The sequence below is a fragment of the Rhodococcus spelaei genome (genome assembly GCF_006704125.1).
In the GTDB taxonomy this organism is placed as follows: domain Bacteria; phylum Actinomycetota; class Actinomycetes; order Mycobacteriales; family Mycobacteriaceae; genus Rhodococcus_G; species Rhodococcus_G spelaei.
Map to the genome: position 1 here is coordinate 138,454 of NZ_VIGH01000005.1, position 26,176 is coordinate 164,629.

General features: G+C 67.6%; 26 protein-coding genes and 4 tRNA genes. 27 read left to right on the forward strand and 3 right to left on the reverse strand.

What is annotated here, in order from left to right:
• Positions 1-47 precede the first annotated feature (47 nt).
• The 5 genes from FK531_RS12770 to FK531_RS12790 all read left to right on the forward strand — a co-directional run bounded on the left by FK531_RS12770 (position 48) and on the right by FK531_RS12790 (position 5,815).
• Positions 48-1,193 carry a glycosyltransferase family 4 protein gene (locus FK531_RS12770; RefSeq protein WP_181762938.1) on the forward strand — a complete coding sequence of 382 codons (1,146 nt, stop codon included), beginning with the start codon at positions 48-50 and terminating at the stop codon, positions 1,191-1,193.
• Between the two features lie 71 nt (positions 1,194-1,264).
• Positions 1,265-1,963, forward strand: a complete 699-nt coding sequence (locus FK531_RS12775) for a demethylmenaquinone methyltransferase (protein ID WP_142099871.1) — start codon at positions 1,265-1,267, stop codon at positions 1,961-1,963.
• A 118-nt stretch (positions 1,964-2,081) separates the two neighbouring features.
• On the forward strand, positions 2,082-4,421 hold the full coding sequence (locus tag FK531_RS12780; RefSeq protein WP_142099872.1) for an ATP-binding protein: 2,340 nt from the start codon (positions 2,082-2,084) through the stop codon (positions 4,419-4,421).
• A gap of 138 nt (positions 4,422-4,559) precedes the next feature.
• Positions 4,560-5,429: an alpha/beta fold hydrolase gene (locus FK531_RS12785; RefSeq protein WP_142099874.1), complete on the forward strand. Its 870-nt coding sequence runs from the start codon at positions 4,560-4,562 to the stop codon at positions 5,427-5,429.
• Complete coding sequence (locus tag FK531_RS12790; RefSeq protein ID WP_142099876.1) at positions 5,426-5,815, forward strand: Zn-ribbon domain-containing OB-fold protein; 390 nt, start codon at positions 5,426-5,428, stop codon at positions 5,813-5,815. The genes FK531_RS12785 and FK531_RS12790 overlap by 4 nt, the downstream gene beginning before the upstream one ends.
• Position 5,816: 1 nt before the next feature.
• On the opposite strand, the gene FK531_RS12795 is transcribed toward FK531_RS12790, so the two are convergent.
• Positions 5,817-7,064: a geranylgeranyl reductase family protein gene (locus FK531_RS12795; RefSeq protein ID WP_142099878.1), complete on the reverse strand. Its 1,248-nt coding sequence runs from the start codon at positions 7,062-7,064 to the stop codon at positions 5,817-5,819.
• Positions 7,065-7,255: 191 nt separating this feature from the next.
• Between FK531_RS12795 and FK531_RS12800 the strand changes: the two genes are divergently transcribed.
• The 3 genes from FK531_RS12800 (at position 7,256) to FK531_RS12810 (ending at position 11,127) form a co-directional block, all read left to right on the forward strand.
• Positions 7,256-8,287 (forward strand): polyprenyl synthetase family protein, encoded by a 1,032-nt coding sequence (locus tag FK531_RS12800; protein ID WP_142099880.1) that lies wholly within the window; start codon positions 7,256-7,258, stop codon positions 8,285-8,287.
• Positions 8,288-8,390: 103 nt separating this feature from the next.
• Positions 8,391-9,263 (forward strand): zinc metalloprotease HtpX, encoded by an 873-nt coding sequence (htpX, locus tag FK531_RS12805; RefSeq protein ID WP_142099882.1) that lies wholly within the window; start codon positions 8,391-8,393, stop codon positions 9,261-9,263.
• 55 nt (positions 9,264-9,318) lie between these two features.
• The gene (locus tag FK531_RS12810) at positions 9,319-11,127 is read left to right on the forward strand and encodes a CocE/NonD family hydrolase (RefSeq protein ID WP_142099884.1); all 1,809 of its coding nucleotides are present in this window, start codon (positions 9,319-9,321) and stop codon (positions 11,125-11,127) included.
• 136 nt (positions 11,128-11,263) lie between these two features.
• On the opposite strand, the gene FK531_RS12815 is transcribed toward FK531_RS12810, so the two are convergent.
• Positions 11,264-11,755, reverse strand: coding sequence for a YajQ family cyclic di-GMP-binding protein (locus tag FK531_RS12815; protein ID WP_142099886.1), 492 nt, complete (start codon positions 11,753-11,755; stop codon positions 11,264-11,266).
• A gap of 170 nt (positions 11,756-11,925) precedes the next feature.
• Here FK531_RS12815 and FK531_RS12820 point away from each other — a divergent pair.
• From FK531_RS12820 to rplA, 11 genes are all read left to right on the forward strand, one after another.
• A tRNA-Tyr gene (locus FK531_RS12820) sits at positions 11,926-12,008 on the forward strand.
• Between the two features lie 146 nt (positions 12,009-12,154).
• Positions 12,155-12,227, forward strand: a tRNA-Thr gene (locus tag FK531_RS12825).
• Between the two features lie 41 nt (positions 12,228-12,268).
• A tRNA-Met gene (locus FK531_RS12830) sits at positions 12,269-12,341 on the forward strand.
• An 84-nt stretch (positions 12,342-12,425) separates the two neighbouring features.
• Positions 12,426-12,590, forward strand: coding sequence for a 50S ribosomal protein L33 (rpmG, locus tag FK531_RS12835; RefSeq protein ID WP_142099888.1), 165 nt, complete (start codon positions 12,426-12,428; stop codon positions 12,588-12,590).
• Between the two features lie 147 nt (positions 12,591-12,737).
• Positions 12,738-13,193, forward strand: coding sequence for a (3R)-hydroxyacyl-ACP dehydratase subunit HadA (gene hadA / locus FK531_RS12840; RefSeq protein WP_142099890.1), 456 nt, complete (start codon positions 12,738-12,740; stop codon positions 13,191-13,193).
• Complete coding sequence (gene hadB / locus FK531_RS12845; protein WP_142099892.1) at positions 13,193-13,621, forward strand: (3R)-hydroxyacyl-ACP dehydratase subunit HadB; 429 nt, start codon at positions 13,193-13,195, stop codon at positions 13,619-13,621. Before hadA ends, hadB begins: the two co-directional genes overlap by 1 nt.
• Positions 13,622-13,802: 181 nt before the next feature.
• Positions 13,803-13,875: transfer RNA gene (locus FK531_RS12850), tRNA-Trp, on the forward strand.
• A gap of 31 nt (positions 13,876-13,906) precedes the next feature.
• Positions 13,907-14,341 carry a preprotein translocase subunit SecE gene (secE, locus tag FK531_RS12855; protein WP_181762939.1) on the forward strand — a complete coding sequence of 145 codons (435 nt, stop codon included), beginning with the start codon at positions 13,907-13,909 and terminating at the stop codon, positions 14,339-14,341.
• A 41-nt stretch (positions 14,342-14,382) separates the two neighbouring features.
• Entirely contained in the window at positions 14,383-15,198 is an 816-nt protein-coding gene (nusG, locus tag FK531_RS12860) for a transcription termination/antitermination protein NusG (protein ID WP_142099896.1), read from the forward strand.
• A 61-nt stretch (positions 15,199-15,259) separates the two neighbouring features.
• Complete coding sequence (rplK, locus tag FK531_RS12865) at positions 15,260-15,694, forward strand: 50S ribosomal protein L11 (RefSeq protein ID WP_142099898.1); 435 nt, start codon at positions 15,260-15,262, stop codon at positions 15,692-15,694.
• Positions 15,695-15,858: 164 nt separating this feature from the next.
• Positions 15,859-16,575, forward strand: coding sequence for a 50S ribosomal protein L1 (gene rplA, locus FK531_RS12870; protein WP_142099900.1), 717 nt, complete (start codon positions 15,859-15,861; stop codon positions 16,573-16,575).
• Between the two features lie 62 nt (positions 16,576-16,637).
• Here the strand turns inward: rplA and FK531_RS12875 are convergent, their stop codons facing one another.
• On the reverse strand, positions 16,638-18,236 hold the full coding sequence (locus FK531_RS12875; RefSeq protein ID WP_142099902.1) for an MFS transporter: 1,599 nt from the start codon (positions 18,234-18,236) through the stop codon (positions 16,638-16,640).
• 426 nt (positions 18,237-18,662) lie between these two features.
• Here FK531_RS12875 and rplJ point away from each other — a divergent pair, with 426 nt between their 5' ends.
• From rplJ to FK531_RS12915, 8 genes are all read left to right on the forward strand, one after another.
• Positions 18,663-19,199 (forward strand): 50S ribosomal protein L10, encoded by a 537-nt coding sequence (gene rplJ / locus FK531_RS12880; RefSeq protein WP_142099904.1) that lies wholly within the window; start codon positions 18,663-18,665, stop codon positions 19,197-19,199.
• A gap of 120 nt (positions 19,200-19,319) precedes the next feature.
• Complete coding sequence (rplL, locus tag FK531_RS12885; RefSeq protein WP_142099906.1) at positions 19,320-19,706, forward strand: 50S ribosomal protein L7/L12; 387 nt, start codon at positions 19,320-19,322, stop codon at positions 19,704-19,706.
• A gap of 283 nt (positions 19,707-19,989) precedes the next feature.
• Positions 19,990-21,033, forward strand: a complete 1,044-nt coding sequence (locus FK531_RS12890) for an ABC transporter ATP-binding protein (protein WP_181762940.1) — start codon at positions 19,990-19,992, stop codon at positions 21,031-21,033.
• 9 nt (positions 21,034-21,042) lie between these two features.
• A complete protein-coding gene (locus tag FK531_RS12895) occupies positions 21,043-21,837 on the forward strand; it encodes an MlaE family ABC transporter permease (RefSeq protein ID WP_142099910.1) in 795 nt (264 codons plus the stop codon).
• A 4-nt stretch (positions 21,838-21,841) separates the two neighbouring features.
• Positions 21,842-22,702 carry an MlaE family ABC transporter permease gene (locus tag FK531_RS12900; protein ID WP_142099912.1) on the forward strand — a complete coding sequence of 287 codons (861 nt, stop codon included), beginning with the start codon at positions 21,842-21,844 and terminating at the stop codon, positions 22,700-22,702.
• A complete protein-coding gene (locus tag FK531_RS12905; RefSeq protein ID WP_142099914.1) occupies positions 22,699-24,063 on the forward strand; it encodes an MCE family protein in 1,365 nt (454 codons plus the stop codon). Before FK531_RS12900 ends, FK531_RS12905 begins: the two co-directional genes overlap by 4 nt.
• Positions 24,060-25,139 carry an MCE family protein gene (locus FK531_RS12910; RefSeq protein ID WP_246098130.1) on the forward strand — a complete coding sequence of 360 codons (1,080 nt, stop codon included), beginning with the start codon at positions 24,060-24,062 and terminating at the stop codon, positions 25,137-25,139. Before FK531_RS12905 ends, FK531_RS12910 begins: the two co-directional genes overlap by 4 nt.
• A complete protein-coding gene (locus FK531_RS12915; RefSeq protein ID WP_142099916.1) occupies positions 25,136-26,131 on the forward strand; it encodes an MCE family protein in 996 nt (331 codons plus the stop codon). The genes FK531_RS12910 and FK531_RS12915 overlap by 4 nt, the downstream gene beginning before the upstream one ends.
• Positions 26,132-26,176: the final 45 nt, after the last annotated feature.

Below are 26,176 nucleotides of genomic sequence, written 5' to 3' on the forward strand. Positions count from 1 at the left end.
CACCTTCGCCGCCCACGCGCGTCGGCGGCGGCCCCGACACTGGTGTGGTGCGCGTAGCCGTCGTTGCGGAGTCGTTCCTGCCGAACGTGAACGGAGTGACCCACTCGGTGCTCCGGGTGGTCGAGCACCTCGGTCGCCGCGGACACGACGCGATGATCGTCGCCCCGGACACCGTCGCCGGGCAGCCGGCCGCGGCCACCGTGCACGAGGGGGTCCCGGTACACCGGGTTCCCGCCGTCACGATCCCGAAGGTCAGCTCCCTGCCGGTCGGGATCCCGCAGCCCGGGCTGACCGCCGCTCTGCGCGCGTTCGACCCGGACGTGGTGCATCTGGCGTCGCCGTTCGTGCTGGGCGCGGCCGGTCTCGCCGCCGCACGCCGACTCGAGGTGCCCGCGGTCGCGGTCTACCAGACCGACGTCGCCGGGTTCGCCGAGAGCTACGGGCTGGGGCTGACCAGCCGGGCCGCGTGGCGCTGGACGCGGCGACTGCACCGCGGCGCCGCCCGCACCCTCGCCCCGTCCACCTCCGCGGTCGACGCGCTGGTCGCGCACGGGGTGCCGCGGGTGCACCGGTGGGCCCGCGGCGTGGACACCACCCGGTTCGCCCCCGCCCGGCGCTGCCCCGAGCTGAGGTCGCGCTGGGACCCGACGGGCGCGCGGACGGTCGTCGGGTTCGTCGGAAGGCTGGCGCCCGAGAAGCACGTCGAGCGGCTGGCAGCGCTCGCCGACGACCCGAGCGTGCAGCTGGTGGTCGTCGGGGACGGCCCGGAGCGCTCGCGACTGCAGGCGCTGCTGCCGTCCGCGGTGTTCACCGGTCAACTCGGCGGCGACGACCTGGCCCGCGCCTTCGCGAGTTTCGACGTGTTCGTCCATCCCGGCGAGCACGAGACGTTCTGCCAGGCCGTCCAGGAGGCCCTGGCGAGCGGGGTGCCGGTGATCGGTCCGGACGCGGGCGGACCGCGCGATCTGATCACGCACTGCGGCACCGGGTACCTGCTGCCGGTGCAGCGCTTCGCCGAACTGCTGCCCAGCGCGGTGGATGCGCTGCGTGAGCCGATGCTGCGCGCCCGTTTCGGCGAGGCCGCGCGGCACTCGGTCCGCGGCCGCACCTGGGCCGCCGTCTGCGAGGAGTTGCTCGGCCACTACGCCGAGGTGACCGGGTCCGCGGACGTGCGATTTCCGCGCATCGCGTGAGTGACGGACCTTGCCGGCGCCCCTGTGAACTGGCCGCAGGCGGTCGGCGGCGCGCCTGTACCGTCAGTGGTGTGGCAACAACACACGGGTCGCGGGCGTCGCTCGACAAGAAACCGCACGAAGTCGCGTCGATGTTCGACGGCGTCGCCAAGCGCTACGACCTCACCAACACCGTCCTCTCGTTCGGTCAGGACCGGCGCTGGCGCAAGGCGACTCGCGCTGCGCTCGACCTGAAGCCGGGGGAGCGGGTGCTCGACCTCGCGGCGGGCACCGGTGTCTCGACGGTCGAACTCGGCAGGTCCGGAGCCTGGGTGGTCGCCACCGACTTCTCCAAGGGGATGCTGCACGCGGGCGCGACCCGCCGGGTTCCGATGGTCGCGGGCGACGCGATGGCGTTGCCGTACGCGGACGCGGTGTTCGACGCCGCGACCATCTCCTTCGGCCTCCGCAACGTCTCCGATTTCGAGGCCGGACTGCGCGAGATCGCACGCGTCACCAAACCGGGTGGACGCCTGGTCGTCAGTGAGTTCTCCACCCCGACCTTCGGCCCGTTCCGCCAGGTGTACATGGAGTACCTGATGAAGGCGCTGCCGCGGGTGGCGCGCGCGGTGAGCAGTAATCCCGACGCCTACGTGTACCTCGCGGAGTCGATTCGTGCCTGGCCGACGCAGGAGGAGTTGGCGACCACGATCGAGGCCGCCGGCTGGCGGCACGTGCAGTGGCGCAACCTCACCGGTGGGGTCGTCGCGTTACATAGAGCACAGCGGTAGGAAACTGCGCGATTGTGAGCCTGGGCCGCGATAGGTTTGCCCGTCGGCCGCAACACGCACGCCGACGACCGATCTGTCCGCAGTGCGGGTCACCCCCGCGAGACGAGAGTGACGCCTGATGAAGCAGTCCGCCGTCCGTGGTGCACCGGGAAACCTGCCCCAGGAGCTGACCAGTTTCGTGGGCAGACGCCGCGAGGTCACCGAAGCGAAGCGGCTGCTGTCGGTGTCCCGGCTGGTGACGTTGACCGGGATCGGGGGCGTCGGCAAGACCCGGCTGTCGCTGCGGGTGGCCGAGGACTCGCGCCGGGCCTTCGAGGACGGCGTGTGGCTCGTCGAACTCGGTGAACTCCAGGACGCGGCGCTGGTTGTCGACACCGTCGCGGCGGCGCTGGGTCTGCGTGAGCAGCCCGGGCACAGCGCATTGACCATGCTGACGGAGTATCTGCTCACCCGGCGTCTGCTGTTGGTTCTCGACAACTGCGAGCACCTGATCGACGCCGTCGCGGGCATCGTCGAGGGCCTGCTGCGCGCCTGTCCGGAACTGCGAATCCTGGCGACCAGTCGCGAGCCCCTCGCCATCGGCGGCGAGGCCGTCATGCGGGTGCCGTCTTTGACAGTCCCGGACCTCGACAAGCCGCCGACACTGCAGGGCCTGCCCCGCTACGAGGCGGTGACGCTGTTCGTCGAGCGGGCTTCCGCGGCCGTGCAGGGGTTCGCCCTGACCGAAGACAACTGGGCGGCGGTCGCGCAGATCTGTCATCAGCTCGACGGTCTGCCGCTGCCCATCGAGCTCGCGGCGGTGCGGTTGCGGGCGATGTCCGCGGAGCAGATCCTCGAACGGCTCACCGACCGCTACCGGCTGCTGACCATCGGCAGTCGCGGCGCACCGACCCGCCAGCAGTCGCTGCGGATGAGCGTCGACTGGAGTCACGAGTTGTGCACCGAGGACGAACAGGTCCTGTGGCGCCGCCTCGCGGCGTTCGCGGGCAGCTTCGAGCTCGACGCCGTCGAGGGCGTGTGCGCCGGCGATCCGGCACCCGCGGACCTGCTGGACGTGCTCGCTTCCCTGGTCGACAAGTCGATCCTGATCCGTGAGGAGGCCGGGGCGGTCGTCCGCTACCGGATGCTCGAGACACTGCGCGAGTACGGCCGCGAAAGGCTGGAGTCCTCTGGCGAGTACGAGCTGGTGCACCGGCGCCACCGGGACTGGTACGAGGCGCTCGTGCTGCAGGCCGAGGCCGAATGGATCAGCCCGAAGCAGGTGCAGTGGCTCACCCGGATCGAACGCGAGCAGCCCAACCTGCGCGAAGCCATGCACTGCTGCGTCAGCGTGCCCGGCGAGGTGCTGCCCGGCCTACGCATCGCGACAGCGCTGTACCCGTACTGGTTGTGTCGGGGCCTGGCCGCAGAGGGAAGACTCTGGCTCGACCGCGCCGTCGCCGCAGCACCGGAGGTCCCGACGCCGGAATTGGTCAGGGGCCTCTACGTCGCGAGCGTGCTGGCCGGCACTCAGGGTGACATCGACGCCGCGGGAGGGCTGGTGGCTCGGGCGCGTGTGGTCGCGGACCGCCTCGGTGACCCGCGCGCGGATCTGGACGCGACGCTGGCCGCGGGATCGCAGGCGCTGTTCGGCGGACGGCTGACGGAGTCGGTCAGGCTGTTCGAGGCCGCGATCGAGGGATTCGAGTCCCAGGGCGACCTGCTCCGGCAGACCACCTCCCTGCTCGGGCTCGCCGTGGCCTGCGGCGTGCTCGGCGACGAGAACCGGGCGGTGAAGTACCACGAACGGGTGCTCGCCATCACCGAGCCGCACGGTGAGTCGGCGATCCGGGGGTACACCACGCTGGCACTCGCACTGACGGTGTGGACCGAGGATCCGGTGCGGGCGGAGCGACTGCTCGAGCAGGGCCTGCGACTGTCCCGCGTGGTGGACGATCCGCTGGCGTCGAGTTCCTGCATGGAAGTCCTCGCCTGGATCGCGGCCCGCGACGGCAGGCACCGGCGGGCGACGGTGCTGATGGGTGCCGCCGGGTCGCTGTCCCGCGCGGTGGGCAGCCCGACGGTGTTGGTGCCCAACCTTCTCGTCTGCCACGAAGAGTGCGAGCGTGACGCCCGCGCGGGTCTCGGCGAGGGACTGTTCGACGTAGCGCTCAAACAGGGTCGCAACCTGAGTTTCGAGGATGCCGTCGCATACGCGCTGGACGAACGTCAAACCCCGAGCGCGCCGCAGCAGGCCACCGAGGTCGGGCTCACCCGACGCGAACAGCAGGTGGCCGAGTTGGTCGCGCAGGGCCTGACCAACAAGGCGATCGCGGCGAGGCTCGTCATCTCCCAGCGCACCGCCCAGGGCCATGTCGAGCACGTGCTCGCGAAGCTCGGATTCACCTCACGGGCCCAGATCGCCGCGTGGGTGGTCGGCCGGTCCCGTGCGCACCACAATCCGGATTCGCAGGACTGACCTGCCGAAACAGGTTCCAAGTAGGTACCTGTTCCAGAAAGACAGGTACCTACACGGGTAGTTCGGCCGTGGTGCCTACGCGCGACACCCGGCACTGTGATGCAAGTCTCAGATGCCTGTCGCGAAGTCGAGGTTCCGATGCACGAGTTCGAGTTCACCACGCCGCGTTCCCATGTCCGGCGCCCGGCGCAGGACATTCGATGGCGGGACGTCCGCGTCGACTCGACTCAGGTTTCCTACGGCGTCGGCGGGCACGGGCGGCCGGTCGTGTTCCTGCACGGGTGGGGGCTCGCCCCCGGCGCCTACCAGGCGGCGCTGCGTAGCCTGGCCGGTCGCGGCGTGCGGGTGTACGCCCCCGCCATGCCCGGATTCGGCGGCACCCCGGAACTCCCGGTCGGCCAGCGCAACCTCGCAGGCTATGCGCAGTGGGTCGGCAAGTTCATCGACGCGATCGGGATCCGCGGCCCGGTGACGGTGGCCGGGCATTCCTTCGGCGGTGGCGTCGCCGCCCGCACCGCGCACGACCTGCCCGATCACGTGGACGCCCTGGTTCTCGTCAACTCGGTAGGCGGGGCGCAGTGGTCGCCCGACGGCGTGGCCCGACCGATCCGCGAGCGCCCGCTGTGGGAGTGGCTCTGGCACCTGCAGGCGGACGCAGTCTCATCGGGTCGGTTCGCCCAGGTGGTCGGCGCCATCGCCGGCGACGCGCTGCCGAACGTGCTGCGCGACCCGATGGCCGTCTGGCGCACCGCACACGTCGCCCGCAAGGCCGACCTGCGGACCGAGCTCGCCGAGCTCGCGGACCGCGGCATCCCGGTCACCCTGCTGTGGGGGACCTCCGACGCAGTGATCCCGCAGGTCAGCTTCGAGTCGATGCGCGAGGCGCTCGGTGATCCGCGGGTGGTCACCGTGGCGGGCAACCACTGCTGGCTGATCGGCGATCCGGAAACCTTCGGTGACGCGATGACGAGAGCCCTCGAGCCCCGGCGAGACGTGGTGCCGGCATGACCGCGATGCTGCCGCGGCAGGCAGTCGACACGCTGATGATCCGCTGCTGCGAGGACTGCGCGACCATGTTCGCCCCGGACACCTGGGCGTGCACGTCGTGTGGCGGCGACGACCTCGACTGGGTGCCGTGCTCGGGCACCGGATCGATCGTGTCGTGGACCCGTATGCATCCCGACGCCGTGCCGCCGGTGACAGTGCCCGGCTGCATGCCGCACTCCCACGACGAGCCGGCCACGATCGCGATCGTCGAACTGGACGACGGGCCGTGGGTCTACGCCTCCATCGAGGGGGCCCTGCCCGACCCCGGCCGGGGGCAGGCCCGGGTCGTGTTCCGCGGGCACCGCACCGGTGGGCGGTTCCCCGCCTTCTCGCTCGGGAGGATCTGACTCAGCTGAACGGCGGCCGGGCGTCCAGCGGCAGCGACGACGCGCCGGCCGCCCGCCAGGCGCGGGCGGTGAGGTCCCGGTCGGCCTCGGTGACCAGATTGCCCATCACCCGGACCGCGACGGTCATCAGCGCCCGCGAGCGCATCGCCACCGGGCCAGTCGCGGGTAGTACCCGCGGCACGGTGAGCAGGCCGGCGAGCCGTCGCGCGATGGAGAAGGCCCGTCCGTACCGCTGCCGCAGCAGCGTCGGCCACAGCTCGGTGAGGTCGGGTTCGCCGAGCGCCTGCGCGACCAGCCGTCCGGTCTCGAGGCCGTAGTCGATGCCCTCGCCGTTGAGGGGGTTCACACAGGCCGCGGCGTCGCCGATGATCGCCCAGTTCGGGCCCGCGACGTTCGAGACGGCGCCGCCCATCGGCAGCAGCGCGGACGCCACCGCGCGGACCGGCCCGTCGAGTTCCCACTCGGTCCGGCGTTGCTGCGCGTAGAGCTCGATCAGCGGTCGCAGCGCGCCGGCGGCCGGACGCTTGGCGGTGGCCAGGGTGCCGACGCCGAGGTTGACCTCGCCGGTGCCCAGCGGGAACACCCAGCCGTACCCCGACTGCAGGGTGCCCTCGTGGTCGCGGAGTTCCAGGTGCGAGGTGATCCACTCGTCGCTGCTGCGGCCGGAGTCGACGTACGCGCGGGCAGCCACGCCGTAGGCGGTGTCGCGGTGCCACTGCCTGCCGAGCTGCTTGCCCAGGCTCGAGCGGACCCCGTCCGCCACGATCAGCCGGTCGCAGGCGACGGTACGGGGGCCGTCGGCGGTCTGCAGCGTCACCGAGCGGACGCGCCCGCCGTCGCGTTCGACGTCGACGGCCTTGGCGCCCTGCATCATTCGCGCGCCGGCCGCCAGCGCGACCTGCCGGATCCGGTCGTCGAGTTCTGTGCGTGGCACCGCGCTCCCGGTCGCGGGCAGCGAGCCGCCGGGCCACGGCAGCTCCAGGTTCTGGCCGAATCCGGACAGTCGCAGCCCGCGGTTGGTCGCCCGCCCGGCCAGCCAGTCGCCGAGGCCGAGGTGTTCGAGTTCGGCGATCGCCCGCGGGGTGAGCCCGTCCCCGCAGGTCTTGTCCCGCGGGAATGTCGCGGCATCGGCGAGCAGGACGTCGCGGCCGGAGCGGGCGGCCCAGGCGGCGGCCGCGGAGCCCGCCGGACCTGCGCCGATCACCAGCACCTCGGTCCGTGTCGGTACCTCGTCGGTGTCGGTGGGCACGGTTGTAGACGAGTCGGGGTCGACCTGCGGAGGCACCACAGCAGTATCTTCTCAGGACGACCGAGCGCAGTCGTGGCAGCCCGGGGGAGCGGCCGACCCGATAGGTTCACTACCGTGGCACCAGAGGCGGTTGCCGAGTGGCGGATGGCGGGTGCCGGGATCCCGGGAACCGGTATTCCGGAGAACGAAGGATGGGTACTGAGATCGTGAGCACGAGCGAAGCGACGAACACCGTCGTGGCCGGTGTGGATCTGGGCGACCAGGCGCTGGCCGACGTGGTGCGGTCCGGGCTGGCCGACGTGGAGGCGCTGCTGGTCGGTGAGCTGTCCGACGGGGAGGACTTCCTGACCGAGGCCGCCCTGCATCTGGCGAAGGCGGGCGGCAAGCGCTTCCGCCCCCTGTTCACGGTGCTCACCGCGCAGCTGGGTCCCGACCCGACCGCCCAGGCGGTGACCACGGCCGCGACCGTCGTCGAGCTGACCCACCTCGCGACGCTGTACCACGACGACGTGATGGACGAGGCGTCCATGCGAAGGGGCGCCCCGAGCGCCAACTCCCGCTGGGGCAACAGCGTGGCGATCCTCGCGGGCGACTACCTGTTCGCGCACGCGTCCCGGCTGGTCTCGACGCTCGGCCCGGAGGCAGTGCAGATCATCGCGGAGACGTTCGCGGAGCTGGTGACCGGTCAGATGCGCGAGACGATCGGCGTCAAGGCGAACCAGGATCCTGTCGAGCACTACCTGAAGGTGGTCTGGGAGAAGACGGGTTCGCTGATCGCGGCGTGCGGCCGGTTCGGCGGCACGTTCTCCGGCGCCGCCCCCGAGGACGTGGAGCGGCTCGAGCGCCTCGGCGATGCGGTCGGGACTGCCTTCCAGATCTCCGACGACATCATCGACATCTCCTCGGTGGCCGCGCAGTCGGGCAAGACGCCGGGCACCGATCTCCGTGAGGGGGTGCACACCCTGCCGGTGCTGTACGCGCTGCGCGAGGAGGGGGCTGACGCGGACCGGCTACGGGTGCTGCTGGACGGACCGGTCACCGACGATGACGAGGTCGCCGAGGCGCTGGCGCTGCTGGAGCGCTCGCCGGGTATGGCCGCGGCGAAGGCGAAGCTGGGCGAGTACGCAGATTCCGCCCGTGCCCAGCTCGCAGAGTTGCCGCAGGGCCCGGCCAACGAGGCGCTCCAACGCCTGGTCGAATACACGATCGCCCGGGTCGGCTGACGGTAGCGTTGGTCCCAGCGCGGGGGTGCGACCCCCGCGCGTGGGAACGCTGATCCTGTTTTCTTCGTTCACCTCGTGACTGACTGCGAGAGAAGAGGCGACCGTGCATCGGTATTCGAACGGGCTCAAGACCTTCGGCCTGCTGGTCGGAATGTCGGCGCTGATCGTCTTCATCGGCGCGCTGTTCCGCAACCCGACGATCCTGATCTTCTCGATCGTGCTGGCGGTGGGCATGAACGCCTACGCGTACTTCAACAGCGACAAGCTGGCGCTCAAGGCGATGCACGCGCAGCCGATCACCGAGGTGGAGGCCCCGGTCATCTACAAGATCGTCCGTGAGCTGGCGACCACCGCGCACCAGCCGATGCCGCGGCTGTACATCAGCCCGACCGCGGCGCCCAATGCGTTCGCCACCGGACGCAACCCGCGCAACGCGGCGGTCTGCTGCACCAGCGGAATCCTGCAGATCCTCGACGAGCGGGAACTGCGGGCGGTACTGGGCCACGAACTCTCGCACGTGTACAACCGCGACATCCTGATCTCCTCGGTGGCGGGCGCGATGGCGGCGGTGATCTCCGGTCTGGCCAACATGGCGATGTTCGCGTCGATGTTCGGAGGTCGTGGCGAGAACCGCCCGAATCCGTTTGCGTTGCTGCTGGTCTCGTTGCTGGGGCCGATCGCGGCGACGGTGGTGAAGATGGCGGTCTCGCGGTCGCGCGAGTACCAGGCCGACCAGTCGGGGGCGGAGTTGAGCGGTGACCCGCTGGCCTTGGCCTCGGCGCTGCGCAAGCTCGAGCGGGGTGTGCAGGCCGCACCGCTGCCGCCGGAGCCGAAGATCGCCGCGCAGTCGCACATGATGATCGCCAACCCGTTCCGCGCGGGGGACAAGATGAGTCGGATGTTCTCCACCCACCCTCCGATGGCCGAGCGGATCGCCCGCCTCGAGGACCTGGCAGGTCGAAAGTTGCCCGACTGAATGGGTCCCGGCGAGTAGGTTTACCGTCCGGTAGACATACGAGACGGGTGGTCAGATGACGAGAGTTACGACGCTGCTGGCAGCAGTAGCCGTCGCCGCAGCGGGCGCTGTGATTCCCACGGTCGCCGCGCACGCGGACCCTGCCGGGATCGCCGTGCAGACACTGCATTTCGCTACGACGGTCGGGCCGGACGGAAGTCGACTCTGCGACATCGAGGGCGACCTGTACACCCCGGCCGGGGTGTCGGCGGACGATCCGGCGCCCGCAGTGCTGACGACGCACGGGTTCGGGCAGACCAAGGACGCGCAGCGCCCGACCGCCGAGTTCCTCGCCGGCCGTGGCTATGTGGTGCTCGCCTACTCGGGCGTCGGATTCGGTGGGTCGGGCTGCAAGGTCGGACTCGACAGCCCGGATCCCGACGGCCAGGCAGCTCAGGATCTGGTCAGCTTCCTCGGCGGTGCCAACGGCATCGCGTTCCGCGACGCCGCGCACACGCAGCCGGTGCCGGGCCTCGACTACGTGGTCAAGGACCGGGTCGCGCACGACGGACGGGCGCTGGCGAACGATCCCCGGGTCGGCATGGTCGGCGGCTCCTACGGCGGCGCGATCCAGCTCGCCGCGGCCGCGACCGACCCGCGCATCGACGCGATCGTGCCGATGATCACGTGGAACGACCTGAGCTATTCGCTCGCGCCCAACAGTACGAGTGCCGTGTCGGGCGTGAGCAGCGCCGTCCCCGGTGCCACCAAGACCACCTGGGCCACGATGTTCATGGCCGCCGGGCTGACCGCGCCGGGGGAGGCCGGCTACCGGGCCGACCCGACCAAACTGCTCGGCTGCCCCAACTTCTCCGACCAGGTCTGCACCGCACTGGCCACGTCGATGACGCAGGGCTTCCCGGACCCGCAGACCGTGCAGTTCCTGCGCTCGGCATCGGCCGCCTCCTACGTGGACCGGATCCACGTCCCGGTGCTGCTGATCCAGGGCGAGGAGGACACCCTGTTCAACCTCAACGAGGCGCAGGCCACGTTCGACGCCCTGCAGCGCCGCGGTTCCGACGTCAAGATGATCTGGCAGAAGGCCGGTCACTCGACCGGTGGGGATACCAACCTGCTGTCGCGGGCGTTCGCGAAGCCCGACCCGGCGACGCAGTACACCACCGCGCGTTACCTCGACTGGTTCGACCACTACCTGAAGGACTCCGCGGTCGGCACCGGGCCCACGTTCGCCTACTTCCAGGACTGGGCGGCGGGCAGCGGCGACGACCCGGTCCGCTACGCGACGGCCTCCTCGACGGCGGTCGGCGAGCCGCGCTCGTTCCCTCTCTCCGACGGTCGGCAGCTGGCAGGCGGTCGCGACACGATCCGCCCGGGCACACAGACCTTCGGGACCCCGGCCGGCGGGGTCGTCGCCGGGTCCACGCCGTCGAACATCAAGGTCGACCCGGGACCGCGGCCGGAGAACCAGCCGCCCGGCAGCTACGTCGACTGGACATCGGATCCGCAGGCCGCACCGATGGACGTCGTGGGTGCGCCCACACTGACCGTGCAAGTGTCCACGCCGACGCCGGTCACCGGTGACCTGGACGCCGTCGTGGTGTTCGCCAAGCTGTACGACGTCGGACCGGACGGGTCCGCCACGCAGATCAACGGCCAGGTCGCCCCGGTCCGGATCGTCGATCCGAGCAAGCCGGTGCAGGTGACGCTGCCGGCGATCGTGCACCGCTTCGACACCGGCCACCGCGTGCGCCTGGTCCTCGCGGGCGGCGACTCCAGCTTCCGCGGCGGTCTGGTGCCGCACCAGGTGACCGTCGCGACCGGGGATCCGGCCCAACAACTGGTGCTGCCGGTCGTCGCCGGCTGATCAAGGTATGACCGATGGTCCGCGGGCGTTCCCGCGGACCATCGGCCGCCTTCACGCGCCGGTGCTCTGACCTCCTTTCGGATTCACCTGTGATGTGGATGCACCCGGTGACCCGAAAGGACTCAGGAGAGGCGTCCTAGCGGTAGTTCACGAACTGCAGGGCGATGCCGAAGTCCGAGCCCTTGAGCAGCGCGATGACCGACTGCAGGTCATCGCGGTTCTTGCTGGTCACCCGCAGTTCCTCGCCCTGGATCTGAGCCTTGACGCTCTTGGGGCCCTCGTCGCGGATCTTCTTCGAGATCTTCTTGGCGTTCTCGCTGGTGATGCCCTGGACCAGGGTGCCGGTGAGCTTGTAGACCTTGCCGGACTGGGCCGGCTCGCCCGCCTCGAAGGCCTTGAGCGAGATGTCCCGGCGGATCAGCTTCTCCTTGAACACCTCCAGTGCTGCGAGCAGGCGCTCCTCCGTGTCGGCCGTCAACGCGATGGCCTCGTCGCCGGACCACTCGATGCTCGCGCCGGTGTTGCGGAAGTCGAATCGCGTCGACAGCTCCTTGCCGGCCTGGTTCAGCGCGTTGTCGACTTCCTGTCGGTCAACCTTGCTCACCACATCGAAGGACGAATCCGCCACGACGTCTCCCAGTTCTGTTCGGTGCGCGCGGACCCGTTCCGGCGCTCGAGAACCCACGATAACCACACGGTTTGCATTTACCCGCCCCGGCCGATGTATTCTACTTTCCGCGCCAGGGAAGCGAGCGGTGTGCCGGAGACGGCGGGCCGCAGCGACCGTGGATGTCACCCGGCAGATTGCCCGAGCGGCCAATGGGAGCGGACTGTAAATCCGTCGGCTTATGCCTACGTAGGTTCGAATCCTACATCTGCCACACCTGGGTCCCAGCGAGTTCGCGCTTGCTGGGGCCTGGTGGTTAGACAGTTGAAAACGGGCCCTGACCTCGCGGTTTGGAACTCCGGACAGAGACTGTGTAACCTCTTGGAGGCTTCAACGCACGAACGAAGTGCGCGGAAGCACGCCCCCTTAGCTCAGTCGGCAGAGCGTTTCCATGGTAAGGAAAAGGTCAACGGTTCGATTCCGTTAGGGGGCTCGCTGGATTGGGTGCCTATTAGACTGGCATCGATGCACCGAGGCGGTGTAGCTCAGTTGGTAGAGCAAACGACTCATAATCGTTGTGTCGCCGGTTCAAGTCCGGCCATCGCTACACAAGTGACACATGGTTTCACAGAAGAACATGGCAACACACCCTGATTGACCCCGATCAGATTCACCCGAAAGAAGGCATACCGTGGCCTCGACTGACGTTCGACCCAAGATCACCTTGGCCTGCGAGGTATGCAAGCACCGGAACTACATCACCAAGAAGAACCGGCGCAACGATCCCGATCGCCTCGAGATCAAGAAGTTCTGCCCGAACTGCGGAACTCACCAGGCTCACCGCGAATCCAAGTAGTCTTCCTCGCGTGCCCCGCAATCTCCACCGCGGGGCACGCGAATTTTTTTGGTGTCGACGCACGCGCGACGGTGTCCGGAGCAGGTTTCCCACGACCGACGACCGCCCCTCAACTGCTGCGTCCAGTGCAGATAGGGTGCCACTTCGGTGAAACTGACAGCTGATCTCGTTGGCCTGCATCACAGGTTCAGCGACTACTACGAGGTCGGCCGCGAGAAGGTGCGCGAGTACGCGCGCGCGGTCAAGAACGACGACCTTGCGTTCCGGGACGAGGCCGCAGCGCAGGAGCTCGGGTACGACACCCTGATCGCCCCGCTGACCTTCATCTCGGTATTCGGCTTCCTCGCTCAGGAGGAGTTCTTCAACTCCCTGAACGTCGAGCTCGACCTCAGCCGGATCCTGCACACCGACCAGCGGTTGGTCTTCCATCGTCCGATGAAGGTCGGCGACCGCCTGTACTGCGACGTGTTCGTGGACTCGCTCCGGGTGATGGGCGGCAGTGACATCATCGTGACCCGGAACGACATCACCGACCAGGACGGCGAGCTGGTGCTCACCACTTACACCACACTGATGGGCCGACACGTCGAGGAGGGCGAGTGATGGCGCTGCGCACTTTCGACGAGATCACCGAGGGCCAGGAACTGCCGGAGAAGACGGTCCAGCTCACCCGGTCCGACCTGGTGCAGTACGCGGGCGTGGCCGGCGATCCCAATCCGATCCACTGGGACGACGCGGTGGCGCAGGGTGTCGGGCTGCCGACGGCGGTCGCGCACGGAATGCTGACGATGGGTATCGGCGCCGGCTACATCACCGAGTTCGTGGGCGACCCGGGTGCAGTCCTCGAATACAACGTCCGCTTCACCAGCCCGGTTGCCGTTCCGAACGACACCAAGGGCACCGCGATTGTGCTTACCGGTAAGATTCGGTCGGTCGACAACGAGAACCGCACCGCGGTGATCGCCATCGTCGCCAAGGTGGACGAGAAGAAGATCTTCGGACGGGCGACCGCCACCGTCCGATTCGGCTGACTTCCAGCCGATTGGGAATGCAAGACCACCGTGCAGTACACTGAGATTTCTGCGATAACTCAGCGCTGCGCGCTGCCCTACGGTGCCGGTTCAATGCCGATCGGGGTGGCGCGCGTGTTGTGTAATCACAGATTGGTCGGCTGGTTCGGGTCCTGAGGACTCGGACGTGACGGTCGACCAGAGGGGCGTAGCTCAACTGGCAGAGCAGCGGTCTCCAAAACCGCAGGTTGCAGGTTCAAGTCCTGTCGCCCCTGCCCCGGATGCCAGCGACTGAGAGGAACGACGGTGAGCGAGGATCGCGGAAACGCCGGCAACGCGGCGGGGTCCTCGGGCTCCGACGACATCGTTGACGACGCCAACATCGTCGCTTCGGATTCCTCTCGGCCGACCGGCAAACGTCCGGGACGTCGTACCCGCGCCACCGGCGCGGACGCCGACACCTCCACCGCGACCACGGTCGCCGCCACCGCCGGATCGCCGGCCGTGGCCAAGCCCGGCAAGAAGGCCAAGGCCGACAAGCCGCGCAAGGAGAACTTCTTCAAGCGTCTGCGGAAATTCTTGCGCGAGGTGATCGCCGAGCTCCGCAAGGTGATCTGGCCCAACCGCAAGCAGATGATCACGTACACGACCGTGGTCCTGGTCTTCGTCGCCTTCATGGTGGCGTTCATCAGTGGATTGGACCTGGCGTTCATCAAGGGCGTCAGCTGGCTGTTCGGCTGAAACCGGACACCGAAATGCGATGAGAGGAAGCGAGTGCGCCAGTGAGCACCCCCGAGAACGACGCAATTGAGGCTGCAGCGCAAGAGCATGTTGCCGATGACGCGGTCGCTGTGGAGTCCGCTGACGGCGTAGTCGTCGACGAGGGCACTGACGGTGACGCCGTCACGGCCGAAGGCGCCGAGGTCGAAGCAGCCGCCGATGCGGATGCCTCCGCTGTCGAGGAAGAGCCGGTCGATCCGGTCGCCGAGATGAAGGCCGCGCTCCGCCGCGCCCCCGGTGACTGGTACGTCATCCACTCCTACGCCGGGTACGAGAACAAGGTGAAGGCCAACCTCGAGACCCGCGTCCAGAACCTCGACGTCGGTGACTACATCTTCCAGGTGGAGGTTCCCACCGAAGAGGTCACCGAGATCAAGAACGGTCAGCGCAAGCAGGTCAACCGGAAGGTCCTGCCCGGATACATCCTGGTCCGCATGGAGCTCAACGACGAGTCGTGGGGCGCGGTGCGCAACACCCCGGGCGTCACCGGCTTCGTCGGTGCCACCTCGCGTCCGTCCCCGCTGACCATCAACGAGGTCGTCAAGTTCCTGATGCCGCAGGAGGGCGCGAAGAAGCCCGCCGCTGCGGCGTCGGCCGCCGCCGGCGAGACTGCTGCGGGCGAGACCGCCGCGAAGCCGCTCATCGAGGTGGACTTCGAGGTCGGCGAGTCGGTCACCGTCATGGACGGTCCGTTCGCGACGCTGCCCGCCAGCATCAGCGAGGTCAACGCAGAGCAGCAGAAGCTCAAGGTGCTGGTTTCGATCTTCGGTCGTGAGACTCCGGTCGAGCTCTCGTTCAACCAGGTTTCGAAGATCTAGCGCCCCACACACTTGCATTGCAGTAGCAAGAAACACACACCGCAAGAAATTAGGAACGAAGATGCCCCCCAAGAAGAAGAAGCTCGCCGGGCTCATCAAGCTTCAGATCCAGGCCGGTCAGGCTAACCCTGCCCCGCCCGTGGGTCCCGCGCTTGGTCAGCACGGCGTGAACATCATGGAGTTCTGCAAGGCCTACAACGCCGCGACCGAGTCGCAGCGAGGCAACGTGATCCCCGTGGAGATCTCCGTCTACGAGGACCGGACCTTCGACTTCAAGTTGAAGACCCCTCCGGCCGCCAAGCTGCTGCTCAAGGCCGCCGGCGTGCAGAAGGGCTCCGGCGAGCCGCACAAGACCAAGGTCGCGACCGTGACCATGGACCAGGTGCGCGAGATCGCGAAGACCAAGGCCGAGGACCTCAACGCCAACGACATCGAGCAGGCCGCGAAGATCATCGCCGGCACCGCTCGCTCGATGGGTATCACCGTCGAGGGCTGAGCGCAGCGAAGCCCCGCATGACACTGCAGGGTTAAGAGCGGCTCCGCCGCCCGTGCGCGGTATTCACCCCGGTAGGGGTGCAGGGCGCGCACAGTTCGAATGAACACGTGGGAGGGCCGGCCAGGCCCGTAACCACAACTGAACCGCTAGTTAGGACAGAAGAAATGGCAAAGCGCAGCAAGGCATACCTCGCCGCCGCTGAGAAGGTCGACCAGAGCAAGCTCTACAGCCCGCTGCAGGCTGCGAAGCTCGCCAAGGAGACCGCCTCCACGAAGATGGACGCGACCGTCGAGGTCGCCGTTCGACTCGGCGTCGATCCCCGCAAGGCGGACCAGATGGTCCGCGGCACCGTCAACCTCCCGCACGGCACGGGTAAGACCGCCCGTGTCATCGTGTTCGCGGTGGGCGAGAAGGCCGCCGAGGCCGAGGCCGCCGGTGCGGACGCGGTCGGCGCCGAGGACCTGATCGAGCGTATCCAGGGCGGTTGGCTGGACTTCGACGCCGCGATCGCCACCCCGGATCAGATGGCCAAGGTCGGCCGCATCGCCCGCGTCCTCGGACCGCGTGGCCTGATGCCGAACCCGAAGACGGGCACGGTCACCGCTGACGTCGCCAAGGCCGTCACCGAGATCAAGGGCGGCAAGATCAACTTCCGCGTCGACAAGCAGGCCAACCTGCACTTCGTGATCGGCAAGGCGTCCTTCGACGACGCCCAGCTGGTGGAGAACTACGGCGCCGCGCTGGACGAGATCCTGCGTGCGAAGCCGTCCTCCGCCAAGGGCCGCTACGTCAAGAAGGTCACGGTTGCGACCACCACCGGACCGGGCATCCCGGTGGATCCGAACCGCACCCGCAACCTCCTCGAGGATGCTGCAGAGTAAGTCGTTTCACAGCCGACGAGGCCGGTACGGGATTCCCGTACCGGCCTCGTCGTCGTTCGGGCTCAGTCCTTGTTGCGCCAGGCCAGCAGGACGGAGTCGCCGTCCGCCGGAGCCCAGGGCAGGAAGATAGCCACGACCAGTGCGCACACGAGTACCGCGCCGGTCGCCACGAGGGATGCGGTGTGCGATCCGTGCAGGACGGTCGTCTTCATCGCGGTGATCAGCTGTTCGCGTTGCGGTTCCAGCAGGGCAGGGATCTCCCGCTGTCGGATCTCGAGCACGCTGAGCACGGTCGCGCGGGCGAAGCCCTTCTCGTTCTCGTTCATGAAACTGTCTGGCACCCGGTCGATGACGGGGGCGATCGTGGTGGCGTAGTACGAGGCGACGATCGACCCGAGTACCGCGACGCCGAGGGTGCCGCCGATCTCGCGGGTGGTGTCATTGACTGCGGAGCCCGCGCCCGCCTCGTCGAGGGGGAGCGAGGACATGATCGATTCCGTGGCCGGGCCCTGCACGATCGCGAGGCCGAGCGCCATCGAGACCATCGACGGCAGCACTCCGGTGAGATAGATGCTGTCGACGTTCACCTGTCCGCCGAGGTAGAGGCCGAGCCCGGTGAGGAGCAGCCCGAACACGATGACCGCGGTGGTCCCGATTCGCTGGGCCAGCAGGGTCGCGATCGGTGCGCCGACCGCCACCGAGATCGCGAACGGTAGTGACGCGACACCGAACTCGAACGGGGTGTACTCCCGCACGCCCTGGAAGTACTGGGTGATCAGGAAGAGGAAGCCGAACATCGAGAAGTAGGCGATGGCGATCGCCAGTGCGGGCAGGGAGAAGCGGCGATTGCGGAACAGGGCCATGTTCAGGATCGGAGTCGGGGTGCGCAGTTCCCAGAGCACGAACCCGACCAGCAGGGTGCTCGCGGCCGCGATGCCGCCGAGTGTGGTGGCACTGGTCCAGCCGTGCTTCGGGGCCTCGATGATCGACCACACCAGCAGGGTGATTCCCGCGATCGACAGTCCGATTCCGAGCGGGTCGAGGCGGCCGACCGCCGACGCCTTGGATTCCGGAACCAGGGTCAGCGTGGCGACCACCGCGATCGCGGCGACCGGGACGTTGATCCAGAACACCGAGTGCCAGGTGAAGTGCTCGAGCAGCCAGCCGCCGGACATCGGGCCGATCGCGATGGCGAATCCGGCCATCGCCGTCCAGGCGGCGATGGCCAGTGCGCGCTCGCGGACGTCGGTGAAGATGTTGATGATCAGCGCCAGCGTCGCGGGGAAGACCGCGGCCGCGAACACCCCCATCGCAGCACGTGCCGCGATCACCTGGCCGAGGGTTTCGGCACTTGCGCCGGCGACCGACATCACGCCGACCCCGACGAGACCGATCACCATCACCCGTCGCCTGCCGTAGCGGTCGCCGAGATTGCCGCAGGCCAGCAGCAGTCCGGCGAAGGTCAGGGTGTAGGCGTCGACCACCCACTGCAGCCCGCTGACACCGGTCTGCAGGTCCACGCCGATGGACGGGAGGGCGACGTTGACGATGGTGTTGTCGAGGACGACGAGTAGTTCGGCGAGGCAGATCACGGCAAGCGCGGCGAATCGGCGTGATCGTGAGCCGAGAAGCCCGGGCCGTGCGTCGAGTGTGGACGTCATGCGATGACAATAGAACTATGTGTGACGATAGGTAACAGTCAAAGCTGCGGTGGTAGCGCCGACCGCATCACTTTCGGGGTGCGGGTGTGACGCGGGTCTCCGGCGTCTTCGGGTTCGGCTGTGCCGTTTTGGCGTTCACCTGCAGGGTCCGGTACTGTCTCGGAAAGAGTTCGAACTATTTCGAGTTCACCCCAAGAAGTTCTACCCAAGACCGTTGGTCACCGGCGCTGGCAACAGCATCGGTTGAAGGTTCGGGATATGCCCGACGGCCCACGCAGGAGGACGAGGTAGGGGAGATGTGCATCCGGCGCGAGCTGGGTGCGGACCTCCTCGTGTACGCCCCGTGTGCCCTGCACCGGGGCGTTTTGCATGTTGTGGCCACGTCCGCAGGGCGGACCAACACGATGTCACGAGAGGAGGCGAAGTATGGCAAAGCCCGAAAAGGTCTCCGCGGTTTCGGAGATCACTGAGCAGTTCAAGGGTTCGACTGCCGCTGTCATCACGGAATACCGTGGTCTGTCGGTGACGAGTCTGACGCAGCTGCGTCGCGCGCTCGGAGCAGGCGCAACCTACTCCGTCGCCAAGAACACCCTGGTCAAGCGTGCCGCCGCAGAGGCGGGCGTCGAGGGCCTTGACGACCTGTTCGTCGGACCGACCGCCATTGCGTTCATCAAGGGCGAGCCGGTCGACGCCGCGAAGGCCATCAAGGCTTTCGCGAAGGACAACAAGGCGCTTGTCATCAAGGGCGGCTACATGGACGGCAATGCGCTGTCCGTGGACGAGGTCAACAAGATCGCGGACCTCGAGTCCCGCGAGATCTTGCTGGCCAAGCTCGCCGGCGCGATGAAGGGCAACTTGGCAAAGGCCGCCGGCCTGTTCAATGCCCCCGCCTCGCAGATGGCCCGTCTGGCCGCTGCGCTGCAGGACAAGAAGGCCGCGGAAGGCTCCGCAGCCGAAAGCTGATCCGCACGAGGTCGTGTCCACGCCAGTCGTGGGCGCATCGAGGCCTTGCGTATCACGTAATACACCCCTCCCACTTCGTCGCGGATCAGCGACATGGGACTTACAGGAAGGACCGCCATCATGGCGAAGCTCACCACCGAAGAGTTGCTGGACCAGTTCAAGGAGCTCACCCTCCTCGAGCTCTCCGAGTTCGTGAAGGCGTTCGAGGAGACCTTCGAGGTCACCGCCGCTGCGCCGGTCGCCGTTGCCGCCGCCGGTGCCCCGGCCGCTGCCGCCGAGGCCGCTGAGGAGCAGGACGAGTTCGACGTCGTCCTCGAGTCGGCTGGCGACAAGAAGATCCAGGTCATCAAGGTCGTCCGTGAGGTCGTCGCCGGCCTGGGCCTGAAGGAGGCCAAGGACCTCGTCGAGGGCGCGCCGAAGGCCATCCTCGAGAAGGTCGCCAAGGACGCGGCCGAGGCCGCCAAGGAGAAGCTGGTCGCCGCCGGCGCCACCATCTCCATCAAGTAAGACTCCTCGTGTAACGCCTCGGCGTCACGATCGAAAAGAGGGTTACTCCCCGAATGGGGAGTGGCCCTCTTTTCTTGTTTCTACCAGGCGATATCTGAACGAGTGACCAGTTGGTGACCCGGCGATCCGCGCAGGTCGGACGGGTGTACACGAGGGCCGCTGGGTGCTGTTGCACTACGTACTTACTCGTGAGTAGCATCGGTGGTCACAGGTACCACATCGATGCGATAGAGTGACCCAACCCACAACGGGGTCGGTGTATCGAACAGCGTGGAGGTTTGCGGTGGGAGTAGAGGTATCGGTCGAGGGGCTCACCAAGTCTTTCGGCTCTCAGAAGATCTGGCAGGACGTCACCCTGACGCTGCCTGCCGGCGAGGTCAGCGCCCTTCTCGGGCCTTCGGGAACCGGTAAGTCGGTATTCCTGAAGTCGCTGATCGGTCTTCTCCGGCCCGAACAGGGGTCGATCGTGATTGACGGCACCGACATCCTTCAGTGCACGTCCAAGGAGCTCTACGAGATCCGGCAGATGTTCGGCGTCCTCTTCCAGGACGGCGCGCTGTTCGGCTCGATGAACCTCTACGACAACGTCGCGTTCCCGCTGCGTGAGCACACCAAGAAGTCCGAGTCCGACATCCGCAAGATCGTGATGGAGAAGCTCGAGCTCAACGGACTCATCGGTGCCGAGAACAAGCTGCCCGGCGAGATCTCCGGCGGTATGCGCAAGCGCGCCGGGCTGGCCCGCGCGCTGGTGCTCGACCCCGAGATCATCCTCGTCGACGAGCCGGACTCCGGCCTCGACCCGGTTCGCACCACCTACCTCAGTCAGCTGCTGATCGACATCAACGCGCAGATCGACGCGACGATCCTGATTGTGACGCACAACATCAACCTCGCCCGGACCGTGCCGGACAACCTGGGCATGCTCTTCCGGAAGCAGCTCGTGATGTTCGGCCCGCGCGAAGTCCTCCTCACCAGCGAGGAGCCGGTGGTCAAGCAGTTCCTCAACGGCAGCAAGATCGGTCCGATCGGTATGTCCGAGGAGAAGGACGACTCGCAGATGGCCGCCGAACTCGCGATGAAGGAAGCCGGGCATCACGACGGCTCCCAGGAGGTCTCCGGTGTGGTCCCGCAGATGCAGGCGACCCCCGGCATGCCGGTGCGTCAGGCCGTCGGACGTCGGCAGGCCCGCGTGCGCTCGATCCTGCACACCCTCCCGCCCGAGGCCCAGCAGCCCATTCTCGAGAGCCTCGGCGACGACCAGGCAACTCAGGTGATTCCCGCGTACAACGACTCCGGTGCCGAGTCGTCGTCGTGGAGCCACGGGTAGTCCGCGCGGATGGGGGGTTCGAAGTCCTCGCTGCTGAGTCCCGTTTCAGCAGCGCTGACCCAAGCCGGGCTGATCGTCCAGTTGTTCGTCGACGTCATCCGGAATCTGTTTCGTAAGCCGTTCCAGTTCCGTGAGTTCATCGAGCAGGCCTGGTTCATCGCCAGCGTCACCATCCTGCCGACCGCGCTCGTCGCCATCCCGTTCGGTGCGGTCGTCTCGCTGCAGACCGGTTCGCTGATCAAGCAGCTCGGCGCGGAGTCGTTCACCGGTGCGGCCAGCGTCCTCGCGGTGATCCAGCAGGGCAGTCCGATCGTGACCGCGCTGCTGATCGCGGGCGCCGCCGGCTCGGCGGTCACCGCGGACCTCGGCTCCCGGACGATTCGCGAGGAGATCGACGCGATGGAGGTGCTGGGCATCAACCCGGTTCAGCGCCTGGTCGTGCCCCGCGTGCTGGCCATGGTGCTGGTCGCGGTGCTCCTCAACGGACTGGTGTCGGTCGTCGGTATCGGCGGTGGGTACTTCTTCAACGTGATCCTCCAAGGCGGCACCCCCGGTGCCTACCTGTCCTCGTTCTCAGCGCTGGCGCAGCTGCCCGACCTCTACATCGCCGAAGCGAAGGCCGCGATCTTCGGTGTCATCGCCGGCGTCGTCGCCGCCTACAAGGGGCTGCACCCGAACCCCGGCCCGAAGGGCGTCGGCGAGGCCGTGAACCAGACCGTCGTCATCACGTTCCTGTTGCTCTTCTTCGCGAATCTGATCCTGACCATGGTGTACCTGCAGGTCGTTCCTGCGAAGGGGGCTTGACCGAATGACCATCGCGAAGGGGCGCGGCGACCGCACACTGATGCGGGCGCGCAAGGTGGGGCGCGCACCGCTGAACGTGCTCGACCGCGCAGGCGACCAGATGTCGTTCTACGCCCGGTCGATCGCGTGGATCCCGCGGACCGTGACGCACTACGGCCGCGAGGTGCTGCGGCTGCTCGCCGAGGTCACGTTCGGCTCCGGGGCGCTCGCGGTGATCGGCGGCACCATCGGCGTCATCGTGATGATGTCGGGCTTCACCGGTGTCGTCGTCGGCCTGCAGGGCTATGCCGCGCTCGACCAGCTCGGAAGCTCGGTGCTGACCGGCTTCCTCTCCGCGTACGTCAACACCCGTGAGATCGCGCCGATCGTTGCGGCCCTGGCCCTGTCGGCGACGGTCGGCTGTGGTTTCACCGCCCAACTCGGCGCCATGCGGATCTCCGAGGAGATCGACGCGCTCGAGGTGATGGCGGTGCCGTCGGTGCCGTTCCTGGTCACCACCCGCATGATCGCCGGGTTCGTCGCAGTCATCCCGCTGTACATCGTCGGCCTGCTGGCGTCGTACTTCGCCTCGCGGATCATCAGCACGCTGTTCAACGGGCAGTCGAGCGGTTCGTACGACCACTACTTCAATCTGTTCCTGCCACCCGCCGACGTGCTGTGGTCGTTCGGCAAGGTGCTGGTCTTCGCCTTCGTGCTGATCATGATCCACTGCTACTACGGCTACAACGCCTCCGGCGGCCCTGCCGGCGTCGGTGTGGCCGTGGGCCGGGCCGTCCGGACGGCGATCGTGACGATCGCCGTGCTCGACTTCTTCCTCAGCCTCGCGATCTGGGGAACGACGACCACAGTGAGGGTTGCTGGATGAGCGACACAGGATCGGTCGTGCGCCGGCGGGTGCTCGGCCTGGTGTTCTTTCTCGTGCTCGCGCTGTTCGTGGCGTTCACGATCGGCATGTACAACAAGTCCTTCAAGAAGGTCGTCAACGTCAGCCTGGTGACCGACACCGTGGGCAACTCGCTGCCGAACCATGCCGACGTGAAGGTGCGCGGTCTGATCGTGGGGGAGGTGCGGTCCGCGTCCACCGCAAACGGCAAGGTCACCTCGCAGTTGGCCATCGACCCGGACAAGGCCGAGCTGATCCCGTCCAATGCCACGGCACGACTGCTGCCCAAGACGCTGTTCGGTGAGCGCTACGTCTCGCTGATCGTGCCGCCGGGGGACACCAAGGCGCCGATCACCAACGGCGACACCCTGTACCAGGACGCCAGTGGCAACGCGATCGAGGTGGGCGAACTGCTCGACGGCCTGCTCCCGCTGCTGCAGGCGGTCCCGCCGCAGGATCTCGCGAACACTCTCGGCGCGCTGAACCAGGCGCTGACCGGGCGCGGCAAGGACATCGGCCTGAGCCTCGAGCGGCTCGAGACCATCTTCGCGGGCGTGAACACCGAGATGCCGAACCTGCGTCAGGGCATCAAGGGTCTCGCGGACTTCTCCCAGACTTACGCCGACGCCGCGCCGGAACTCGTGAACGCACTCGACAACCTGCGCACCACCAGCGCGACCGTGGTCCAGCAGCAGAACCAGATCCGGACGCTGATCTCCACGGCCACCGGGACCGCGGGCACCACAGCTGATTTCCTGACCACGAACCGGGACTCGCTGATCACGATCGCGGCCGACTCCAGGGAGACCCTCCAGGTGCTGGCCGACGCGTCACCGACCTTCGGTTGCACGTTCGCCCAGTTCGTCCCGATCGTGAAGAGCGCCAGCGACATCCTCGGCCTCAATGCGGACGGCAGCCTCAAGGACCATCCCGGCGCGCGGGCGGCGACGGTGTTCGTCAACCCGAAGGGCCGCTACCTGCCCAACCAGGACGAGCCGCGGCTCTTCGACAACCGCGGAGCCAAGTGCTACACGCCCGCGGCGCCGGGGGAGAAGTTCGGCCAGTACCCGGGCGGGTCGTACAACGACGGCGCCTACCAGGTGCCCTCGCGTAACCCGGGACCGTCCTACGTGGCCTCGCCGGAGCGGCCGCAGTACTCGCCGGTTCCCACCGCGGCGGGCGCACCGAACACGCCCGCCAGCTACACCGGCTCGACACTCGAACAGGACACACTGGCCGTGATCTACGGGGCAGGTACCGACACTTTGCCGGAGAACGTACCCGGTTGGACGACGTTGCTGGGCGCACCGGCACTGCGGGGAGCGGAGGTGAGCGTCAAGTGAAGCAGCAGTTCCGTGGCCTCGCAGCGCCGTTGACCAAGCTCATCATCTTCGCCGTCGTCACAGTGGTGGCCACCGCCATGCTCGCGTTCACCATCGCGAACACCAGTGGCAGTGGGGGTACCAAGTTCAACGCGGTGTTCTCCGACGTCGCCTCGCTCAACAAGGGCGACGAGGTTCGCATCGCGGGCGTCCGCGTCGGTCAGGTCGACAAGATCTCGATCGTCAACGACCGCGAGGCGCAGGTGCAGTTCTCGCTGACCGACCGGAGTTGGATCCCCGCGAGTTCCACCGCGACCATCCGGTACCGGAACCTGGTCGGCCAGCGCTACATCGCGCTCGAGCAGGGCCAGGGCCAGCAGGGCATGAAAATGACTGCGGGCGAGACGATCCCGCTCGACCACACCAAGCCGGCGGTCAACCTGACCACACTGTTCAACGGGTTCCGTCCGCTGTTCCAGACGCTGAACGCCGACGACGTGAACAAGCTGTCCTTCCAGATCATCCAGGTGTTCCAGGGGGAGGGCGGTTCCATCTCCGAACTGGTGCGCAACACCGCCTCGCTGACGAACACGATCGCCGACAAGGACAGGGTGATCGGCGACGTGATCAACAACCTCAACGGCATCCTCGGCACCGTGAACAAGCACGACGACGAGCTGAGCTCGCTGATCGTCAACACCCAGCAGTTGGTCACCGGCCTCGCCAACGACCGCGGCGTGCTCGGCAGCGCGGTGACCTCGCTCGCGGGTCTCACCGACACCACCGCGGGCCTGCTCGAGCCGACGCGGCCGTCCATCCAGGGTTCGGTGTCCGCGCTCAACTCCCTCGCGGGCACGTTGAACGCGCAGAGCGACAAGGTGAACAAGATTCTCCAGACCCTGCCGGTCAAGCTGGACAAGCTGAGCCGGATCGCCAGCTACGGCTCGTGGTTCCAGTTCTACCTCTGCGGCATCGACGTCGTGGCCGGTCCCGGCGAGTCGAAGCACCTGAACCTGCCGACCGGACTGCCGACCGTGAACCAGCCGCTGTACACCAACTCCGCACCGCGGTGCTCGGCGAACGGAGCCGGCCAGTGAAGCAACGACGCAGCCCGGCAACCATCGGTGCGCTCGGCATCGTCGTGGTGCTGCTCGCGACGATGTCCGCGTTCTTCCTCGAGGACCTGCCGCTGATCGGGGCCGGTGCCACGTACCGGGCCGAGTTCAGCGAGGCCGCGGGCCTCAAGCCGAACAACGAGGTCCGCATCGCGGGCGTCAAGGTCGGCAAGGTCACCAACGTCTCGCTGGACGGCAACAAGGTCGAGGTCGCCTTCAAGGTCAAGGACGCATGGGTGGGCGACCAGACCACGGCCTCGATCCAGATCAAGACGATCCTCGGGCAGAAGTACCTGTCCCTCGACCCCCGCGGCTCCTCCTCGCTGCGGGCCAGCGACACCATCCCACTCGATCGCACCACCTCGCCGTACGACGTGATCGACGCGTTCTCCAGCGCGGCGACCACGCTGAGTGAAGTGGACACCCCCCAACTCGCGAAGAGCATGCAGACGCTCTCCGAGGCGTTCTCCGGGACCCCGGCCGATGTCCGGGCCTCGCTCGACGGCGTCTCGCGGTTGTCGAAGACCATCGAGAGCCGCGACGTGGAGCTGAACAAGCTGTTCGCGGCGACGTCGAAGACCTCGAAGGTGCTGGCCGACCGCAACGCCGAGTTCACCCAGTTGATCGGGAGCGCGGGGCTGCTGCTCGGCGAGCTCAACGACCGTCAGCAGTCGATCTCGAAGCTGCTCACCGGAACTCAGCGGCTCTCGCAGCAGCTGACCGGCCTGGTCAAGGACAACGAGGCGCAGATCGGTCCCGCGCTCGAGCAACTGCGCGGTGTGGTGCAGATCCTGCAGGACAACAACGCGAACCTGGACAAGGCAATCAAGTTGTACGCACCGTTCACACGGCTGTACGCGAACATCGTCGGCAACGGGCGCTGGTTCGACCAGGTGGTCGTCAACCTGACACCGCCCGCGCTCCCGCTCATCCCGGGATACCGCGATCCGGTGCGCACGCTGGGGGGTAACTGATGACCGGCGTGAGCCCTGGTAAGCGGACGCGGTTCACCCGCGCCC

What these genes read in the sequence shown, in the direction of transcription:
- FK531_RS12900 (WP_142099912.1), top strand. Translation starts at nt 21,842, where the DNA reads ATGACCATCGCGAAGGGGCGCGGCGACCGCACACTGATGCGGGCGCGC.
- FK531_RS12895 (WP_142099910.1), top strand. Translation starts at nt 21,043, where the DNA reads ATGGGGGGTTCGAAGTCCTCGCTGCTGAGTCCCGTTTCAGCAGCGCTG.
- hadB (WP_142099892.1), top strand. Translation starts at nt 13,193, where the DNA reads ATGGCGCTGCGCACTTTCGACGAGATCACCGAGGGCCAGGAACTGCCG.
- FK531_RS12790 (WP_142099876.1), top strand. Translation starts at nt 5,426, where the DNA reads ATGACCGCGATGCTGCCGCGGCAGGCAGTCGACACGCTGATGATCCGC.
- rplJ (WP_142099904.1), top strand. Translation starts at nt 18,663, where the DNA reads ATGGCAAAGCCCGAAAAGGTCTCCGCGGTTTCGGAGATCACTGAGCAG.
- FK531_RS12810 (WP_142099884.1), top strand. Translation starts at nt 9,319, where the DNA reads ATGACGAGAGTTACGACGCTGCTGGCAGCAGTAGCCGTCGCCGCAGCG.
- FK531_RS12875 (WP_142099902.1), bottom strand. Translation starts at nt 18,236, where the DNA reads ATGACGTCCACACTCGACGCACGGCCCGGGCTTCTCGGCTCACGATCA.
- FK531_RS12905 (WP_142099914.1), top strand. Translation starts at nt 22,699, where the DNA reads ATGAGCGACACAGGATCGGTCGTGCGCCGGCGGGTGCTCGGCCTGGTG.
- FK531_RS12785 (WP_142099874.1), top strand. Translation starts at nt 4,560, where the DNA reads ATGCACGAGTTCGAGTTCACCACGCCGCGTTCCCATGTCCGGCGCCCG.
- rplL (WP_142099906.1), top strand. Translation starts at nt 19,320, where the DNA reads ATGGCGAAGCTCACCACCGAAGAGTTGCTGGACCAGTTCAAGGAGCTC.
- FK531_RS12800 (WP_142099880.1), top strand. Translation starts at nt 7,256, where the DNA reads ATGGGTACTGAGATCGTGAGCACGAGCGAAGCGACGAACACCGTCGTG.
- FK531_RS12780 (WP_142099872.1), top strand. Translation starts at nt 2,082, where the DNA reads ATGAAGCAGTCCGCCGTCCGTGGTGCACCGGGAAACCTGCCCCAGGAG.
- rplA (WP_142099900.1), top strand. Translation starts at nt 15,859, where the DNA reads ATGGCAAAGCGCAGCAAGGCATACCTCGCCGCCGCTGAGAAGGTCGAC.
- rplK (WP_142099898.1), top strand. Translation starts at nt 15,260, where the DNA reads ATGCCCCCCAAGAAGAAGAAGCTCGCCGGGCTCATCAAGCTTCAGATC.